This window comes from Phenylobacterium sp. GW823-FHT02A09 (genome assembly GCF_058797775.1).
In genome coordinates, this window is the sequence record NZ_JBXAJZ010000006.1 from 71,709 (window position 1) to 88,451 (window position 16,743).

A 16,743-nucleotide genomic window follows, 5' to 3' on the forward strand; every position below is an offset into this window, starting at 1 on the left:
GGGCCAACAAGGTCAGGGCCAGCAGCAAGGCCAGCGCCAGGGCGAAGGTCCGCCCGACGGTCCGCCGCCGGGCGAGGGGCCGCCTCCGGGCGGCGGCATGGGCGGCGGCGACGGCCCGCGCATGGGCGGCGGCGGCATGGGCGGTCCGGGGGGCGGCGGCCGCATCGGCGGCTTTGGTCCCGGCGGCCCGCGCAACGGCGTGTTCCAGGTCGGGCTCTACCACACGGTGGCGTTCAAGGACGAAGTCGAGATCCGGCCGGGCGTGCCGACCCTGGACCTGCTGGACGGCGGGGCGTTGGGTTCGGGCGGCGGCTCGCCGCGCCACCAGGTCGACCTGCAGGCCAACTACACCCGCGGCGGCCTTGGCGTGGCGGCCAACGCCAAGTGGCAGAGCGCGACCAAGGTCACCGGCCTGACCGCGGCCGAGGACCTGGAGTTCTCGGACCTGACGACGGTGAACCTGCGGCTCTTCGCCGACCTTGGCATGCAGCCGATCGCCCGTGAGCAGAAGTGGCTGCGCGGCATGCGCGCGACGCTGTCGGTCGACAACCTGTTCGACGAGCGCCAGGACGTGAAGACCCCGCAGGGGATCACGCCGATCAGCTATCAGCCCGACCTGCTGGACCCGGTCGGCCGCACGGTGAAGTTCACGGTGCGCAAGCTGTTCTTCTAGGACCTGATTGCTCCCCCGCTGGGGGAGCTGTCGCCGAAGGGCTGACTGAGGGGGACTGCTGGCTCCGCAGACCCCCTCCGTCTCGGCGCTGCGCGCCGATCCACCTCCCCCGGAAGGGGAGGAATAACGGCGGACGCCCTCGCGCTACGCACGAGCGCGAAAGTCGGTCATGGTGGCGCGCCAGCAAGGGAGGCCGCCATGGCGAGGCTCGTCTTTGGAATGAACCAGTCGCTGGACGGCTATGTCGACTACGACAAGTTCGCGCCCGATCCCGTGCTGTTCGAGCACTTCGTCGAGCAGGCGCGCGAGCAGACCGGGGCGATCTATGGCCGCGGCCTCTATGAGATCATGCGCTACTGGGACGAGGACGACGCGGGCTGGAGCGAGGCCGAGCGCGCGTTCGCCGACGCCTGGCGGGCGCAGCACAAGTGGGTGGTGTCGCGCTCGCTCACCGAAGTCGGGCCGAACGCGACGCTGGTCGGCGAGGACTTCGAGGCGGTGCTGCGCAAGGTCAAGGCCGAGCAGCCCGGCGAGATCGAGGTCGGCGGACCGGTGCTGGCCAGGAGCCTGGGCGAGCTCGGGCTCATCGACGCCTACCGGATCTATCTGCATCCCGTCGTGCTCGGCGCCGGCAGTCCGTATTTCGTCGGCGCGCGGCCGCGGCTGCGCCTGATCGCCCACGAGCGGATCGGACCGGACGCGATCCGGCTGACCTACGAGTCGGCGGAGGACTGACGGATGTCCTTCGACGGTTTCAAGCTCGAGCGGATGAGTACGGGCGAGGCGGTGCTGCGCTACCGGATCGGCGGGGCGGGGCCGCCGCTGCTGTTGCTGCACGGCTATCCGCAGACCCACATGATGTGGGGCCAGATCGCCGGCGAGCTGGCCAAGGACTTCACGGTGGTGGCTCCGGACCTGCGCGGCTACGGCGGCAGTTCGAAGCCGCCGACGTCGCCGGACCACGAGCCCTATTCGAAGCGGGCGATGGCGCGCGACATGGTGGCGCTGATGAAGGTGCTGGGGTTCGATCGGTTCGACGTCGCCGGCCACGACCGGGGCGGTCGCACGGCCTATCGGCTGGCGCTGGATACGCCGCAGGCGGTGCGCAGGCTGAGCATCCTCGACATCATCCCGACGGCCGACGTCTGGGCGCGGGCCGACAAGCGGTTCGCGCTGGGCTACTGGCACTGGAGCTTCCTGGCCCAGGCCCATCCGTTCCCGGAGCACTTCATCGCCGCCGACCCGGTGCACTTCGCGTTCCGCATCGCCCAGGGCGCGACCTATTTCGAGCCGGCCGCCTATGCCGACTATGTCGCCGCCCTGGCCGATCCGGCGGTGATCCACGCCATGTGCGAGGACTACCGGGCCGGGGCGACCTATGACGTCGCCGCCGACGAGGCGGACCGCGGAGTCAGGAAAATCGCCGCCCCGACCCAGGTGCTGTGGGGCGCCAAGGGGGCGGTGGGCCACTGGTACGACGTGCTGGAGGTCTGGCGGCCCTGGTGCGAGGACCTGCGCGGCCAGGCGATCGAGGGGGCCGGGCACTTCCTGGCCGAGGAGAAGCCGGCGGAGACGCTGGCGGCGCTGCGGGGGTTTTTCACGGCGTGAGGACGTTCCTGGCCGTACATCGGGACGGGCTGGTGCTGAGCCTGCTGCTGGCGGGCGTGACGCTGGCGGTCGCCGCCTTCGTGGCGCCGACGGTCACGCTCGGGCCGGGGCGTACGGTCGAGGGCGCAGTCGTCGGGTTGCTGTCGGTCGAGCGCGAGGGCGGGACCCAGCCGGGACTGCTGGTGCAGACGGGCGAGCGCCGCGTCCGTCTGGCCATGAGCCGCGGGCACGGCTGCGTGGTCGGCGACCGCATCGCGCTGGTCGAGCATGCGACGCTGCTGGGGCGGCGGTATGCGGCGGGGATCGGTGGGTGTTCCATCCCCCGTTCGTCATCCTCGACCGGAGCGAAGCGGGGTGTCGGGGACCCATAAACGCCGACGTCTGCGCCAAGATCGCTGAGCGCGATGTCTATGGGTGGCCGGGACAAGCCCGGCCATGACGAACATAGGGGATAGTAGTCCCCCTCCGTCTCGGCGCCTCGCGCCGATCAACCTCCCCCAAGAGGGGAGGAACTAGATCTCGAGCCAGTCCGGCCTTTCGGCGCGGGCGGGTTTGCCGTCGGCGGTGAGGGCGCCTTCGAGGCGGTCGAGGCGGACGAGGGCGATGGCGCGGCCGCCCTGGCCGGTGAGCACTTCGCCGGCGCGGCGTTCGCCGTCGAGCAGGAGCTCAGAGCCCGCCGCGGGCGGCGCGCCGTCGAAGGCCAGGGGCAGCATGCGGTTCTTGATCTGGCCGCGGCGCTTCATGCGCGAGGTGGTCTCCTGGCCGATGAAGCAGCCCTTGTGGAAGTCGATGCCGTGCAGCAGGTCGAAGTTGGCCTCGATCGGATAGGTCTTCTCGACGCCCCAGTCGGCCGGGCCCGGCACGCCGAGCGCCAGGCGATGCGCGTCGTATGCGGCTTCGTCGGTGGTCGGCGCCGCCTCGACGCCGTAGCCGCGCCAGCCCAGCGCGGCCAGCCGCGGGTCGGGCGACCAGCCGTGGCCCGGATCGGCGCCCCAGGCGGCGAGCACCGGGGTCTCGTCGGCGGCGATCTGAACCTTGGCGCGCAGCCGGTACATGGTCAGGCGCAGGATCAGGGCCTCGCGGCTGGTCCGCTCGACGTCGATGAAGGCGCCGTCATCGCGTCCGACCACGAACAAATCGAACAAAAGCCGCCCCTGGGGGTTCAGGAGAGCGCCGAACCGCGCCTCGCCCGGGGCGAGGGTGTCGACGTCCTGGGTGATGAGGCCTTGCAGGAAACTGCGCCAATCCTCGCCCGAGACGGCGATGAGGGCACGGCTGGACAGGGCTGCGATCGGGGGCTGCGTCGACATGAGAGAGGAGTTAGGGCCTGCGCGGGTGGAGCGCCAGCGTCAGGAGCCCTATAGAAGGACGATGGCGCACGGGTCCTTCCCGATTCTGTTCATCACCGCGACCCGGATCGGCGACGCGGTGCTGTCGTCCGGCCTGATCAAACGCCTGCTGGACGAGGTTCCGAACGCGCGCTTCACGATCGTCGCCGGCAAGGCGGCCGCGCCGCTGTTCGCCGAAGTCCCCAATCTTGATCGCCTCATCGTGCTGGAGAAGGCCAAGAACGGCGGCCACTGGTTCAAGCTGTGGCGCGAGGTGCGTCATCGCAAGTGGGGGCTGATCGTCGACCTGCGCGGTTCGGCGATCTCGCAGTTCCTGCGCCGCGAGCGGCGGGCGGTCTACAAGCGCGGCTCGGGCGGCGGCGTGCACAAGGTCATCGAAGCGGCGCGGCTGCTGAAGATCGAGGACGAGCCGCCGGCGCCCTACCTGTTCACCTCGGCGGCGACTGAGGCCTATGCCGACGAACTGACCGCCGGACGCGGGCCGATCCTGGCCATGGCCCCGGCCGCCAACTGGGTCGGCAAGACCTGGCCGGCCGAACGCTTTGCGCAGGTGGCGATCCAACTGCTGGGCGGGCCGATGGCCGGCGGGCGGCTGATGCTGCTCGGCGGCCCCGGCGACCAGCAGGCGGTCAGCGCGCTGCGCAACGTCGTGCCGCGCGAGCGGACCATCGACCTGGCGGGCAAGGTCGAGCTGCTGGCCAGCTACGCCTGCCTGAAGCGCGCCCGGCTGTTCATCGGCAACGACAGCGGCCTGATGCACATGGCCGCCGCGGCCGGGACCCCGACCATCGGCCTGTTCGGGCCCTCGGACGACAAGCTGTACGGCCCGTGGGGCGAAGACACCCGCATCGTGCGCGGCATTCGCAGCCTGGAGCAGATCCGCGAGGTTGACCCGGCGCTCTCGCAGGCGCTCTGTCACATGATGGACCTGCCGGTGGATTGGGTGACCAACGCCGCCCGGGACCTGCTCGCCCAGACCAGTTCCAAAGCCAGTTAAAGCCAGAGACGAAACATGCCCGAGACCTTCGACCTCATCGTGAGGGGCGGCGAGGTGGTGAACCATGCCGGCCGCGGCCTGGCCGATGTCGGCGTGCGCGCGGGCAAGATCGTCGAGATCGGCGACCTGTCCCAAGCCAGCGCCGGGGAAGTGTTCGACGCCAAGGGCCTGACCGTGCTGCCGGGGGTGATCGACACCCAGGTGCACTTCCGCGAACCGGGCCTGGAGTGGAAGGAAGACCTGGAGACCGGATCGCGCGCGGCGGCCATGGGCGGCGTGGTCGCCGTGTTCGAGATGCCGAACACCGAGCCGACCACCACCGACCCGGACGCCTTGGCCGACAAGCTGCATCGCGCCGCCGGCCGGATGCACACCGACCACGCCTTCTATGTCGGCGGCACGCATGAGAACGCCAAGTTCCTGGGCGAGCTGGAGCGACTGCCGGGCTGCTGCGGGATCAAGGTGTTCATGGGCGCCTCGACCGGGAGCCTGCTGGTGCAGGACGACGAGGGCATCGAGCAGGTGCTGCGCCACGTGAACCGCCGCGCGGCGTTCCACTCCGAGGACGAATACCGGCTGGCCGAGCGCCGACCGCTGGCGCGCACCGGCGACTGGACCAGCCACGAGGAAGTGCGCGACGCCGCCTCGGCGCTGGAATCGACCCACCGGCTGGTGCGGATCGCCAAGGCGCTGGGCAAGCGCATCCACGTGCTGCACGTCACCACCCGCGAGGAGATCGAGTTCCTGGCGCTGCACAAGGACGTGGCCAGCGTCGAGGTGACGCCGCAGCACCTGACCCTGACCGCGCCGGAAGCCTATGAGCGGCTGAAGGGCTACGCCCAGATGAACCCGCCGATCCGCAACGCCTATCACCAGGCCGGGCTGTGGCACGGCGTCGCCGCCGGCATCGCCGACGTGCTGGGCTCAGACCACGCGCCGCACACCAAGGACGAGAAGGCTCGGCCCTATCCGGCCTCGCCGTCGGGCATGCCCGGCGTGCAGACCCTGGTGCCGGTGATGCTGACCCATGTGAACGAGGGCCGGCTGAGCCTGGAGCGCTTCGTCGACCTGACCAGCCACGGGGCCAACCGGGTGTTCGGCATGGCCGACAAGGGCCGGCTGGCGGTCGGCTACGACGCCGACATCACCGTGGTCGACATGAACGCCCGCCGCACGATCAAGCACGAGGACATGTCGACCCGCGTCGGCTGGACCCCGTTCGACGGCTTCGAGGCCAAGGGCTGGCCGACGGCGACGATCATCCGCGGCACGGTGGTGATGCGCGACGACGAGCTGGTCGCGCCGAGCATCGGCCAGCCGGTCCGCTTCGCCGAGACCCTGGGGGGCTAGTTTCCCCCAGGGAGGGAAGCCACGAGCGCCCGGTTCGGGTCTCGGCAATACTTTCGCGACATACTACCGACAGTGGGAAGTAACCGGCGCACTCGCGCGCCGAAGGCTCGTCGCGGGGGAGTAGATGTCGCGATCGAACGCCGCCGGGTCGGGCGGCCAGAGTCTGACGCTCGTGCAACGGCTGGATGCACGGGACTTCCGCTCGCTCGGTCTGCGCCACGGGGCGCTGAACCTCGTCACGTTCGGACTTCACGGATTTTGGGCGCGCAGCGAGACGCGCCGGCGGCTGTGGGCGGCCACCGACATGAACGGCGAGCCGCTGGACTATGGCGGGCTGGGGATCGAGCTGCTGATCGGCGCCCTGGCCAAGCTGGCGGTCGTCGCCGCGGCGCTGGCCGCGGCGGTGGCGGCGGTGCAGGGGCTTGGCGTCTGGGGCGCGCCGGTGGCGCTGGCCGCGGCGGCGAGCGTGGCGTTGTTCCTGGGCTTCTGCCGCTTCGTCGGCTTCGTCTATCTGGCGACGCGCACCGAGTGGCGCGGGCAGGTGTTCGAGATCGACGGCTCGTCGTCGGCCTTCGCGCTGGGCGAGCTGCGCGACGCGGCGATCAGCGTGCTGACGCTCGGCTGGTGGCGGCCGCAGGCCGACCGGCGGCGCGACGTGGTGCTCTGGAGCGGGCTGCATCATCCGCATCGGCCGGCGGCCTTCGACGCGGCGGCCGCAGCGCGCCGGCCGCTCTACAGCGCCTTCGCGATCGGCTGGTTCGCCAGCGTGATGGTCGCGCTGTTCGCGGCCGGGGTGCTGCTGGGCCTGGCGGCGGGGTTCTTTCCGACGCCGGCGGCCGGGGCCGCGCCGAGCCTGCTCGAGCTCCTGGCGCTGGGCGCTCTGAGCCTGGCGCTGTGGCTGGCCCTGGCGGCCGCCTGGGCGCCGTACCGGGCGGCGCGACGCGCGGCGACGGCGGCGGGCCTGGGCCTGGCGCTGCCGCTCGGCTGGCGGGCGTGGACGGCGCTGCAGGCGAGCAACACCGCGCTGCGCATCGGCTCGCTGGGCGGGCTGGCGTCCTATGCGGCGGCCCGCGAGAGCGCGTTCGTGTTTTCGCAGCTGGAGGAGGCGCGGCGGCTGTCGAAACGGCAGCGGGCCGCGCGGCAGTCGGGCGAGGTCAAGTTCACGCCGCTCGAGGTGAAAGCCGGCTCCTAGGCGAGGGGGATTTGCTTGGATGGGGATGACATCCCCGGCGCTCGCCCGCTAAGGCTATGCGCATCATGGACGCTAGAATCCGCCCCACAGACGCCCCGTTCCGCGACGCGCGCTATGCGCGGCCCCAGCTGGACATCGAGGAGAGGGGCGGCGGCGAGCTGATCCTGTCCAATCCGACGCCGTTCTTCGGCGACTTCACGACCATGACCCAGGCGCTGGACCGCTGGGCGCTCGAGGCCCCGGCGCGGACCTGGCTGGCCGAGCGCTCGGGCGAGGGCTGGCGGCGAGTGTCGTTCGGCGAGGCGCGCGAGCAGGTGCGGGCGATCGCCGGCGGCCTGCGCGAACTGGGCGTGGTCGGCATGCGGCCGCTGCTGATCCTGGCCCGCAACGGCATCGACCACGGGCTGGTCGGCTACGGCGCGATGAGCCAGGGCATGCCGATCGCGCCGGTCTCGCCGCAGTACGGCCTGCCGGGGGCGAACCTGACGCGGCTGGCCCATGCGGTCGAGGTGCTGAAGCCCGCGGCGGTCTACACCGAGGACGCGGCGCTGTTCTCCGAGGCGCTGGAGGCGCCTTTCCTGGCCGGACTGCCGGTGATCGCGGCCAAGAACCCGCGGCCGGGCGACGTGCCGCTGGCGCGGCTGCTGAGCGGGGCCGGCGTCGATGCGAGCGCCAAGCCCGACGACCACGCCAAGTACCTGCTGACCTCGGGGTCGACCGGCCTGCCGAAGGCGGTGATCTGCCTGCACCGCGGGATCGCGGTGAACTCGGCCCAGATCGCAGCCTGCTTCGCCGACGACGAGCCGCCGGTGATGGTCAACTCCGCGCCCTGGAGCCACAGCCTGGGGGCCAATTCGATCCTGCACATGGCGCTGCACCGCGGCGGAACGCTGCACATCGACGCCGGCCAGCCGGTGGCGGGGCGGTTCGCCGAGACGGTGCGCAACCTGACCGAGGTGGCGACCACCTATCACAACATGGTCCCGGCCGGCTGGATGCTGCTGGTCGGCGAGCTGGAGCGCGACGAGGCGCTGGCCAGGACCTTCTTCGAACAGGTGCGGGTGCTGCAGTACGGCGGCGCGGCGCTGGGCCAGGACACCTGCGACCGGATCCAGGCGGTGGCCGTGGCGAGCGTCGGCGAAAAGATCAGCTTCGCCTCCGGCTATGGCGCGACCGAGACCGGGCCGACCGCCTGCAACGTCCACTGGCGCAACGACCGCATGGGGCTGATCGGCCTGCCGGTGCCGGGCACGGCCGTCAAGCTGACCCCGGCGGGCGGCAAGCTGGAATTCCGGGTAAAGGGGCCGCAGGTCTCGCCCGGCTATCTGGGCCGGCCGGAGCTGTCGGCGCAGAGCTACGACGCCGACGGATTCTACCTGCTGGGCGATGCGGCGCGGTTCGTCGACGAGGCGAGCCCCCAGGCGGGCCTGGCCTTCGACGGACGCATTTCGGAGAACTTCAAGCTGGCCAGCGGCACCTTCGTCACGGTCGGCGACCTGCGGGTGAAGGCGGTCTCGGCGGTGGGCGACGCGGTCACCGACGCGGTGGTCTGCGGCGAGGGTAAGGAAGCCGTCGGCCTATTGTTCTATCCGAACCCGAACATGGACCGCGCGGCGATCGCCGCGGCGGTGCGGGCCGGGATCGAGCGCTTCAACGCCGGGGCCAAGGGCTCGGGCGGCAAGGTCGCGCGGGCCCTGGTGCTGGAAACGCCGCCGGACGCCAACGCCGGCGAGATCACCGACAAGGGCTATATCGCCCAGCCCGTCGCGCGCACGCTGCGCGCGGCCGAGGCCGAACGACTGTTTTCCGATGCTGCTGATGTGATGGTGTTTTGATGAACGGCGCCGACGCCCTGATTACCACCCTCGTCGAGAACGAGGTCACCGCCTGCTTCGCCAATCCCGGCACCAGCGAGATGCAGTTCGTCGCGGCGCTGGACCGTGAACCGCGGATGCGGCCGGTGCTGTGCCTGTTCGAGGGCGTGGCGACAGGCGCGGCCGACGGCTATGGCCGGATCGCCGAGACCCCGGCCTGCACCCTGCTCCACCTGGGACCCGGCTACGGCAACGGCCTGGCCAATTTGCACAATGCGCGCCGCGCCTTCACGCCGATCGTCAACGTGATCGGCGACCACGCCACCTATCACCGCCAGTACGACGCCCCGCTGAACTCGGACATCCCGACGATCGTCGGGCCCAACTCGCTGTGGGTGAAGTCGGCCGACAGCGCCGACAGCGTCGCGCAGCTGACCGCCGAGGCGGTGACCGCCAGCTACGGCGCGCCGGGCGGGCCGGTCAGCCTGATCCTGCCGGCCGACTCCGCGTGGCTGGAGACCGCCAAGGGCGCGGTGAAGGCCGCTGTCCCGACCCGCGCGCCGCCGGCGAGCGGCGTGGTCGAAGAGGTCGCCAAGAAGGTCCGCGCCGCCGCCAAGCCGGTGGTGCTGCTGGGCGGGCAGGGGACCAGCGCCAAGGCCCTGGAGCAGGCCGCGCGCCTGCAGGCGGCCGGCGTGCGGGTGATGGCCGACACGTTCTGCGCGCGCCAGCCGCGCGGGGCGGGCGTCTTCCAGCCGGCGCGCATGCAGTACTTCGGGGAGGCGGCGCTGGCCGACCTGGAAGGCACGGACCTGATGGTGTTCGTCGGCACCGTGACCCCGGTGGCGTTCTTCGCCTATCCGGACCGGCCGAGCGTGCTGGTGCCGGAAGGCTGCGAGACCACGACCCTGGCGCAGCGCTCGGAAGACGCGGTCGCCGGCCTGGCGGCCCTGGCCGACGCCCTGGGCGCGCCGGCGAGCGGCCCGGTCCAGCCCTACAAGGTGGCCGACGCGGCGCCGACCGGACCGCTGACCCCGCAGTCGGCGGGCGTGTCGGTGGCCCGCCACCTGCCGGAAGGCGCGATCATCTGCGACGATTCGGTGACCTCGGGCGGCGGCATCGCGGTGCCCTGCGCGACCGCCAAGGCGCATGACGTGCTGGCCCTGACCGGCGGCGCGATCGGCATCGGCGGCCCGCTGGCGATCGGGGCGGCGACGGCCGCGCCGGACCGCAAGATCGTGTCGCTGAACGGCGACGGCTCGGCGATGTACACGGTGCAGTCGCTGTGGACTATGGCGCGCGAGAACCAGGACGTGACGGTGGTGGTGTTCGCGAACCACTCCTACCGCATCCTCAACATCGAGATGGGCCGCACCGGCTCGGGCAATCCGGGCCCCTCGGCCAGCAAGCTGCTGGACCTGGGCGACCCGAAGATCGACTGGGTGTCGGTGGCCAAGGGCCTGGGCGTGCCGGCGGTGCGCTGCGAGACGGCCGAAGAGTTCGACGCGGCCTTCGCCAAGGCCATGGCCGAGCCGGGCCCGAAGTTCATCGAAGCGGCGATCTAGGGCAGGAAGATGCTCCCCCGCTGGGGGAGCTGTCAGCCGGCAGGCTGACTGAGGGGGAGGCTCTTGATTGAGAGCAGTCCCCCTTCGTCTCGGCGCGTCGCGCCGATCCACCTCGCCCAGCGGGGGAGGATCTTTGTGAGGGAACCGCGTCGGCGTCTTGAGGTTGGAGGGTCATCCCCAACCTCAGGAGGCCGCCATGCACGCTCAGCAGATCATTCCGACACATCCCCAGGCCGGCGGGCTCGCCAACGCCGCGCTGATCGCCTGTATCGAGGAATGCTACGACTGCGCCCAGACCTGCACGGCCTGCGCCGACGCCTGCCTGGGCGAGGAGATGGTCGCCAAGCTGACCCAGTGCATCCGCTCGTGCCTGGACTGCGCCGACGTCTGCGCGGCGACCGGGGCGCTGGCGACGCGGCGTACGGGATCGAACCAGATGCTCGTCGGCCAGATGATCGAGCTCTGCGAAGGCGCCTGCCGGCTGTGCGCCGAAGAGTGCGAACGGCACGCCGCCCACATGGAGCACTGCCGGATCTGCGCTGAAGCTTGCCGCATGTGCGAACAGGCCTGCGCCCAGGCGCGGCAGGAGAATTTCGCCACCCAGCACTGAGAGGAGCCAAGTTCCGGATAACGCCGTTCCGGAATTTGGCTGCGCAGCATTGCGGGAGTGGACCATGGCTGAAGTTCGTCCGAGCACGGGAATGCTGCTGACGAAGTACCTGCTGGGACTGATCCTGACCGTGATCGGGTTGGCGATCTTGCTCTACGGGGTCTTCAACAGCGCCACGTTCACGATCCTGCTGGGCTTGGTCGTCGCGGCGGCGGGGATCTGGCTGGTGGTGCGGAAGATCATGGCGCGCAACCGGCCGCCGGCCTGACACGGCGGCGGTTCACGTTTTTCATCACAATCGGAAATATTGCGCCGCACCATTGATTTTGTGTGCGTCGCAACATAAATAGCCTTCAGCATATGGAGGCGATCATGCTGTTTGCCGATTACGAGAACATCGAAGGCCAACTGGCTTTCTACCAAACGGTCAACGCGTTCGTGACCAAGGCGCTGGCGCACCTGCGCGGCAATGCGGAACACCTGCTTTCGCACGCCTAAGGCGACCCTGACCCAACGCGCAAAGGCCCGCGGAGCGATCCGCGGGCCTTTTCGTTTGGGCGGACGGGGATGACAGCAGCAGGCGGGCCTGACAGAGCTTGGGCATGAAGACGCTCGTCGATCCGCACCAGGCGCTGAGCCAGGGCCTGGCCGAAATCCGCACCCGTTTCAAGGTTCCGGTGGAGTTCCCGCCGGAGGTTCTGGCCGCCGCCGAAGCGGCGGCGCAGCGGCCGCCGAGCGCCCACGTCGATCGCACCGAGCGGCGGTTCGTGACGCTGGACCCGGCCGCCTCGACCGATCTCGACCAGGCGTTCGCGATCGAGGCGCGCGGCAGCGACCTCCTGCTGCACTACGCGATCGCCGACGTCGGCTGGTTTGTCCGCGACGGCGACCCCCTGGACGTCGAGGCCTGGAAGCGGGGCGCGACGCTCTACCTGCCCGACGGCAAGGCCAGTCTCTATCCGCGCGTGCTGAGCGAGGGCGCCGCGAGCCTGCTGCCCACCGGGCCGCGGCCGGCGGTGGTGTTCACGGTGCGGGTGGCGGCGGACGGCGAGCCGACGCTGGAGGGCGCCGAGCGGGCGCTGATCCGCAGCGTCGCCAAACTGGCCTACGAGACGGCGACGCCGGAGGAACTGCCGGCTGGGTTCGCCGAGCTGGCGGCGCGGATCGACGCGGCCGAGGCGCGGCGTGGGGCGGTGCGGGTCGACCCGCCCGAGCAGGAGGTGGCTTCTGTGGACGGGCGGCTGCAGCTGCGGTTCCGGCCGCGTACGCGGGCCGAGGAGCAGAACGCGGCGCTGTCGCTGGCGACCAACCTGGCGATCGCCAAGGTCATGCAGGCGCGCAAGACCGGCCTGTTCCGGGTGATGCCCGAGCCCGACGCGCGTTCGGTGGGGCGGCTGCGGCAGACGGCGCGGGCCTTCGGCCTCAGCTGGCCGCAGATGGAAAGCCTGGCGCAGTTCGAGGTCCGGCTGGATCCGCGCGATCCCAAGCAGGCGGCGTTCATGCTGGCCGTGCGGCGGGCCGGTGCGCCGGCGTCCTATGTGCCGTTCTCGGAAGACGAGCCGCCGTGGCATGCGGCGATGGCGGCGTCCTATGCGCACGCGACCGCGCCGCTGCGGCGGCTGGCCGACCGCTACGTGGTCGAGACCGTGCTGGCGATCGCCAACGGCGGACCGCCGCCGGCCGCGGCGGTCGAGGCGTTCGCCAAGCTGCCCAAGGTGATGGCGCGGGCCGACGCCCAGGCGGGGCAGATCGACCGCGCGGTGATCGACCTGGCCGAGGCGGTCATGCTGCAGGATCAGGTCGGCGAGAGCTTCGATGCGGTGGTCACCGACATCGACGAGCGCGGGGCGCGGATGCAGCTCTGCGAGCTGCCGGTCGTGGCGCGGGTGACGGCCCACAAGGTCGAGGTCGGCGACCGCCTGGTCGTGCGGCTGGAAAGCGCCGACTCGAAGACCGGCGCGACGCAGTTTCAGCGCATCGCCTGAGGCGCGGCCAAAGAAAAAGGCCCGGGGTCGCCCCCGGGCCTTTCGCTTCAGCTTGGCTGGCTGGGCTTAGACGTTGCCCGGCAGCTTGCAGTCCTTGGTGAAGGCGCAGCCGGTGGAGGTCAGCGGCGTCAGGTCGGCGCTGTACTCCATGACATAGCCCTTCAGGCCGTCCGAGCAGGCGACTTCCATGTAGGTGGTGCCCTTGGCGGTCTTGCCGATGACGCGGGCGTTGGAGACCGCGCAGTCAGGCTTGCCCAGCTTCTTCAGGTCGGCCGTGACCGAGGCGTAGCTGTTGGCGTCGAGCTTGGTGAACGAGCAGCGATAGCCGGCGATCGGCGCGCGGGCGCAGTCGTAGACGATCGGCTTGTCGTTCGGGCCGCCGAAGACGCCTACGCCGCCGTCCGGACGGTTCGAGCAGGCCATCTCGACGATGTCCTTGTTGTTGGCGCTCGGGAACGGGGCGTACTTCGAGACGTCGCAGTTGAAGCCCGCGGCCTTGGCCAGCTTGGTGTAGAGGCCGTTCTGCTCGGTGACCGCTTCCTTGGTGTCGGTCAGGGTGCAGCCGCCCATGACGCCCTGCGCCTTGGCGCAGTCGTAGGTCTGGGTCAGCTTGCCGGCGTCGACGCGGTAGAGGTAGCCCTTGCCGTCGGCGCAGGCGGCTTCGAAGAACGACGAGCCGGTCTGGGACATGCCCAGGTACTTCTTGTCCTTCACGGTGCAGCCGTTGTTGGCCTGGGCCGCGATGGTGTCGATCACCGCCAGGCGGTCTTCCTTGCTGCGCAGGGTGCAGGAGATGTTCGACTGGCCGCCGTCATAGAGCATGCAGTCGGTGGCCTCGACCGGCTTGGCCGCATCGATCGGCGCGCTGGTCTTCAGGACGTAGCCCTGGGCCGAGCCCTGGCAGGCGACTTCGAGATAGGTGGCGGTGGCGCTTTGGCCGATGCCGCGAGCCGCTTCGGGGGTGCACTGCACCTTGCCGGCGGCGAGCACGCCAGCCAGGTCGGCCTTGGGATCGGCGTTGCCCGGCAGCTTGCAAGCCAGGTTCGACGGCTTGCCGTCGGGACCCGGGGTGCCCGCTTCGATACAGGTGAACGACGTCGTCGCGCCGCCCGCGACCGCCGACAGCACGAAGCCGACGCCCTGGTCGCAGTCGATTTCGTAATAGCTGGTCGTGGTCTTGGCTTTCTTGTCTTCGGTCTTGCCGACGAACAGCGCGTCGGTGACGTTGCAAGAAATGCCCGCGGCTTTGGCGAGGGCCGGAGCCTCGGCCATCCCCTGGGCGCGCGCCTTATCCGAGATCTCGGTGGCTTTTTTGCCTTGCGAGACGGCGGCCGGCGCCAAGGCCAGCACGGCCAAGGTGGCGGCCAGCCCCGTGATGAATGGCCTCATGTTCGAATAACTCCTGGGTGGTTCCCTATTGCGCGGACATAAGCCCCCACAGCGCCAGTGGGTCAAGTTTGTCGTGAATGACGTCTGAACGGCGCTGAAGGTTGCGTTTGCCCTGACCAGCAGTGCGTTCAAAATAGGGCGACAGCGAGAAGGGGACGGCATTGCGCGACGGCTTCGAAGAGACCCAGGAACAGGCGGCGCGGGCGCGGCTGAGCTATCCGTTCGCCGAGGGCCCGGCGCTGGGCGAGGCGGTCGACGTCGCGCCGGGCGTCAAATGGCTGCGGATGCCGCTGGGCGGGTCGCTGGCCTTCATCAATGTCTGGGCGATCGAGGACGGCGAGGGCTGGGCGATCGTCGACACCGGCATGGGCGGATCCGATACTCAGCAGACCTGGCGCAAGGCGTTCGCCGGCGTGCTGGGCGGCAAGCCGGTGACGCGGGTGTTCGTCACCCACATGCATCCCGACCACATCGGCATGGCCGGCTGGCTGACCCGCAAGTTCCAGTGCCGGCTGTGGATCAGCCGGCTGGAGTTCCTGATGTGCCGCAGCCTGGCGGCCGACACCGGCCGCGAGGCGCCGGCCGACGCGTTGGCCTTCTACCGCGCCGCCGGCTGGGACGACGATGCGCTGGAGGATTACCGCGCCCGGTTCGGCGGCTTCGGCAAGGGGCTGCACGCGCTGCCCGACGCCTTCCGCCGGCTCTGCGACGGCGACGTGGTGGAGATCGGCGGACGGCCGTGGGAGGTGGTGGTCGGGTCCGGCCATAGCCCCGAGCACGTCTGTCTTTGGCAGAAGGACCTGAAGCTGTTCATCAGCGGCGACCAGGTGCTGCCGAAGATCTCGTCGAACGTCTCGGTGTTCCCGACCGAGCCGGACGGCGATCCGCTGACCGAGTGGCTGACGACGCTGGCGGCGATCAAGGACCGGGTCGACAACGAGGTGCTGGTGCTGCCGGCGCACAACGAACCGTTCTTCGGCCTGCACGCGCGCATCGACCACCTGATCGGCGGCCACGAGCGCGGGCTGGCGCGGCTGCACAAGCTGATCGCCGAGCCGAAGAGGGCGGTCGACGTGTTCCCGGTGCTATTCCGCCGCAAGATCGACCAGTGGGTGCTGGGCATGGCCACTGGCGAGAGCCTGGCGCACCTCAACTGCCTGATGTCCCGCGGGCAGGCGACGGCCGAGCCCGACGAGGCCGGGGTGATCTGGTACCGGGCGGCTTGAGTCGCCTTCAGATCCTCCCCTCGTGGGGGAGGTGGCGCGCAAAGCGCGACGGAGGGGACCGCTCTCAAGCTAGGGAGTCAAAGTCCCCCTCAGTCAGCCGGTCGGCTGACAGCTCCCCCAGCGGGGGAGCATCTCGGCGAAAATTCCGCTTCGATCCGCGCTCCGCGCCGCGTTAGCATACGGCGTAAGTTTAGGAGCGCATTTCAATGGCCGACCATATTCTGATCGAGAAGTCCGGCGGGGTCCTGACCCTGACCATGAACCGTCCGGACAAGAAGAACGCCCTGACCCGGGACATGTACCAGGCGCTGGGCGACGCCATCGATCAGGCCGAGTTCGACAAGGACGTGCGCTGCGTCCTGATCCAGGCCAACGGCGACATGTTCACCGCCGGCAACGACATCAGCGACTTCGCGGCGGTCAACGCCGGCGAGTCGTCGGCCAACGAGGCGCGGCGCGGCGGCAATCCGCTGCTGGCGGCGCTGGCGCGGGCCAAGACCCCGCTGATCGCGGCGGTGAACGGCCGCGCGGTCGGCGTCGGCACGACGATGCTGCTGCACTGCGACCTGGTCTATCTGGCCGACAACGCGCTGCTGACCACCCCGTTCGTGAACCTGGCGCTGGTGCCGGAAGCGGCGTCCAGCATCACCCTGCCGAGCCGGATCGGCCATGCGCGGGCGTTTTCGATGTTCGTGCTGGGCGAGGCGGTCGACGCCAAGAAGGCGGTCGACTGGGGCATCGCCAACGAGGTCGTGTCGCTGGACCAGCTGCGCGCCAAGGCCCGCGCCGCGGCCGAAGCCGTCGCCGCCCGCCCGCCCGCCGCGGTGGTGATCACCAAGGCGCTGATGCGCGACGAGACGGGGCTCGCCCAACGCATGGACGAAGAGGGCGCGCACTTCGCCGCCCAACTGAAGTCCGCCGAGGCCAAGGAGGCGTTCGCCGCCTTCGCGCAAAAGCGCGCTCCCGACTTCAGCAAGGTGTCCTGACC

The 16,743-nt window shown here is 70.4% G+C and carries 16 protein-coding genes and 1 pseudogene; 15 read left to right on the forward strand and 2 right to left on the reverse strand.

Annotated elements, in window-relative coordinates:
• The 4 genes and pseudogenes from AC1Q87_RS21395 to AC1Q87_RS21410 form a co-directional block, all read left to right on the forward strand.
• Positions 1-673: pseudogene (locus AC1Q87_RS21395) on the forward strand (TonB-dependent receptor); the annotation flags it as partial.
• 198 nt (positions 674-871) lie between these two features.
• On the forward strand, positions 872-1,408 hold the full coding sequence (locus tag AC1Q87_RS21400; protein WP_492610850.1) for a dihydrofolate reductase family protein: 537 nt from the start codon (positions 872-874) through the stop codon (positions 1,406-1,408).
• Positions 1,409-1,411: 3 nt separating this feature from the next.
• The gene (locus tag AC1Q87_RS21405; protein ID WP_492610851.1) at positions 1,412-2,281 is read left to right on the forward strand and encodes an alpha/beta fold hydrolase; all 870 of its coding nucleotides are present in this window, start codon (positions 1,412-1,414) and stop codon (positions 2,279-2,281) included.
• A 32-nt stretch (positions 2,282-2,313) separates the two neighbouring features.
• Positions 2,314-2,652, forward strand: coding sequence for a hypothetical protein (locus AC1Q87_RS21410; protein WP_492610852.1), 339 nt, complete (start codon positions 2,314-2,316; stop codon positions 2,650-2,652).
• Positions 2,653-2,793: 141 nt separating this feature from the next.
• Here the strand turns inward: AC1Q87_RS21410 and ygfZ are convergent, their stop codons facing one another.
• Positions 2,794-3,591: a CAF17-like 4Fe-4S cluster assembly/insertion protein YgfZ gene (ygfZ, locus tag AC1Q87_RS21415; protein WP_492610853.1), complete on the reverse strand. Its 798-nt coding sequence runs from the start codon at positions 3,589-3,591 to the stop codon at positions 2,794-2,796.
• A 61-nt stretch (positions 3,592-3,652) separates the two neighbouring features.
• Between ygfZ and AC1Q87_RS21420 the strand changes: the two genes are divergently transcribed.
• The 9 genes from AC1Q87_RS21420 (at position 3,653) to AC1Q87_RS21460 (ending at position 13,140) form a co-directional block, all read left to right on the forward strand.
• On the forward strand, positions 3,653-4,627 hold the full coding sequence (locus tag AC1Q87_RS21420) for a glycosyltransferase family 9 protein (RefSeq protein ID WP_492610854.1): 975 nt from the start codon (positions 3,653-3,655) through the stop codon (positions 4,625-4,627).
• Positions 4,628-4,642: 15 nt separating this feature from the next.
• Complete coding sequence (locus AC1Q87_RS21425; RefSeq protein WP_492610855.1) at positions 4,643-5,977, forward strand: dihydroorotase; 1,335 nt, start codon at positions 4,643-4,645, stop codon at positions 5,975-5,977.
• Between the two features lie 124 nt (positions 5,978-6,101).
• A complete protein-coding gene (locus tag AC1Q87_RS21430; RefSeq protein ID WP_492610856.1) occupies positions 6,102-7,169 on the forward strand; it encodes a DUF898 family protein in 1,068 nt (355 codons plus the stop codon).
• Positions 7,170-7,234: 65 nt separating this feature from the next.
• A complete protein-coding gene (locus AC1Q87_RS21435) occupies positions 7,235-9,004 on the forward strand; it encodes a feruloyl-CoA synthase (protein WP_492610857.1) in 1,770 nt (589 codons plus the stop codon).
• A complete protein-coding gene (locus tag AC1Q87_RS21440) occupies positions 9,004-10,545 on the forward strand; it encodes an acetolactate synthase large subunit (RefSeq protein ID WP_492610858.1) in 1,542 nt (513 codons plus the stop codon). The genes AC1Q87_RS21435 and AC1Q87_RS21440 overlap by 1 nt, the downstream gene beginning before the upstream one ends.
• A 196-nt stretch (positions 10,546-10,741) precedes the next feature.
• Positions 10,742-11,155, forward strand: a complete 414-nt coding sequence (locus AC1Q87_RS21445; protein ID WP_492610859.1) for a four-helix bundle copper-binding protein — start codon at positions 10,742-10,744, stop codon at positions 11,153-11,155.
• Positions 11,156-11,219: 64 nt separating this feature from the next.
• Positions 11,220-11,423, forward strand: coding sequence for a hypothetical protein (locus AC1Q87_RS21450; protein ID WP_492610860.1), 204 nt, complete (start codon positions 11,220-11,222; stop codon positions 11,421-11,423).
• Between the two features lie 104 nt (positions 11,424-11,527).
• Positions 11,528-11,653, forward strand: a complete 126-nt coding sequence (locus AC1Q87_RS21455; protein ID WP_293406465.1) for a hypothetical protein — start codon at positions 11,528-11,530, stop codon at positions 11,651-11,653.
• A gap of 104 nt (positions 11,654-11,757) precedes the next feature.
• A complete protein-coding gene (locus AC1Q87_RS21460; protein WP_492610861.1) occupies positions 11,758-13,140 on the forward strand; it encodes an RNB domain-containing ribonuclease in 1,383 nt (460 codons plus the stop codon).
• A gap of 66 nt (positions 13,141-13,206) precedes the next feature.
• Here the strand turns inward: AC1Q87_RS21460 and AC1Q87_RS21465 are convergent, their stop codons facing one another.
• The gene (locus AC1Q87_RS21465) at positions 13,207-14,529 is read right to left on the reverse strand and encodes a hypothetical protein (protein WP_492610862.1); all 1,323 of its coding nucleotides are present in this window, start codon (positions 14,527-14,529) and stop codon (positions 13,207-13,209) included.
• 161 nt (positions 14,530-14,690) lie between these two features.
• Between AC1Q87_RS21465 and AC1Q87_RS21470 the strand changes: the two genes are divergently transcribed.
• A complete protein-coding gene (locus AC1Q87_RS21470) occupies positions 14,691-15,755 on the forward strand; it encodes an MBL fold metallo-hydrolase (RefSeq protein WP_492610863.1) in 1,065 nt (354 codons plus the stop codon).
• Between the two features lie 206 nt (positions 15,756-15,961).
• The gene (locus tag AC1Q87_RS21475; protein WP_492610864.1) at positions 15,962-16,741 is read left to right on the forward strand and encodes an enoyl-CoA hydratase-related protein; all 780 of its coding nucleotides are present in this window, start codon (positions 15,962-15,964) and stop codon (positions 16,739-16,741) included.
• Positions 16,742-16,743: the final 2 nt, after the last annotated feature.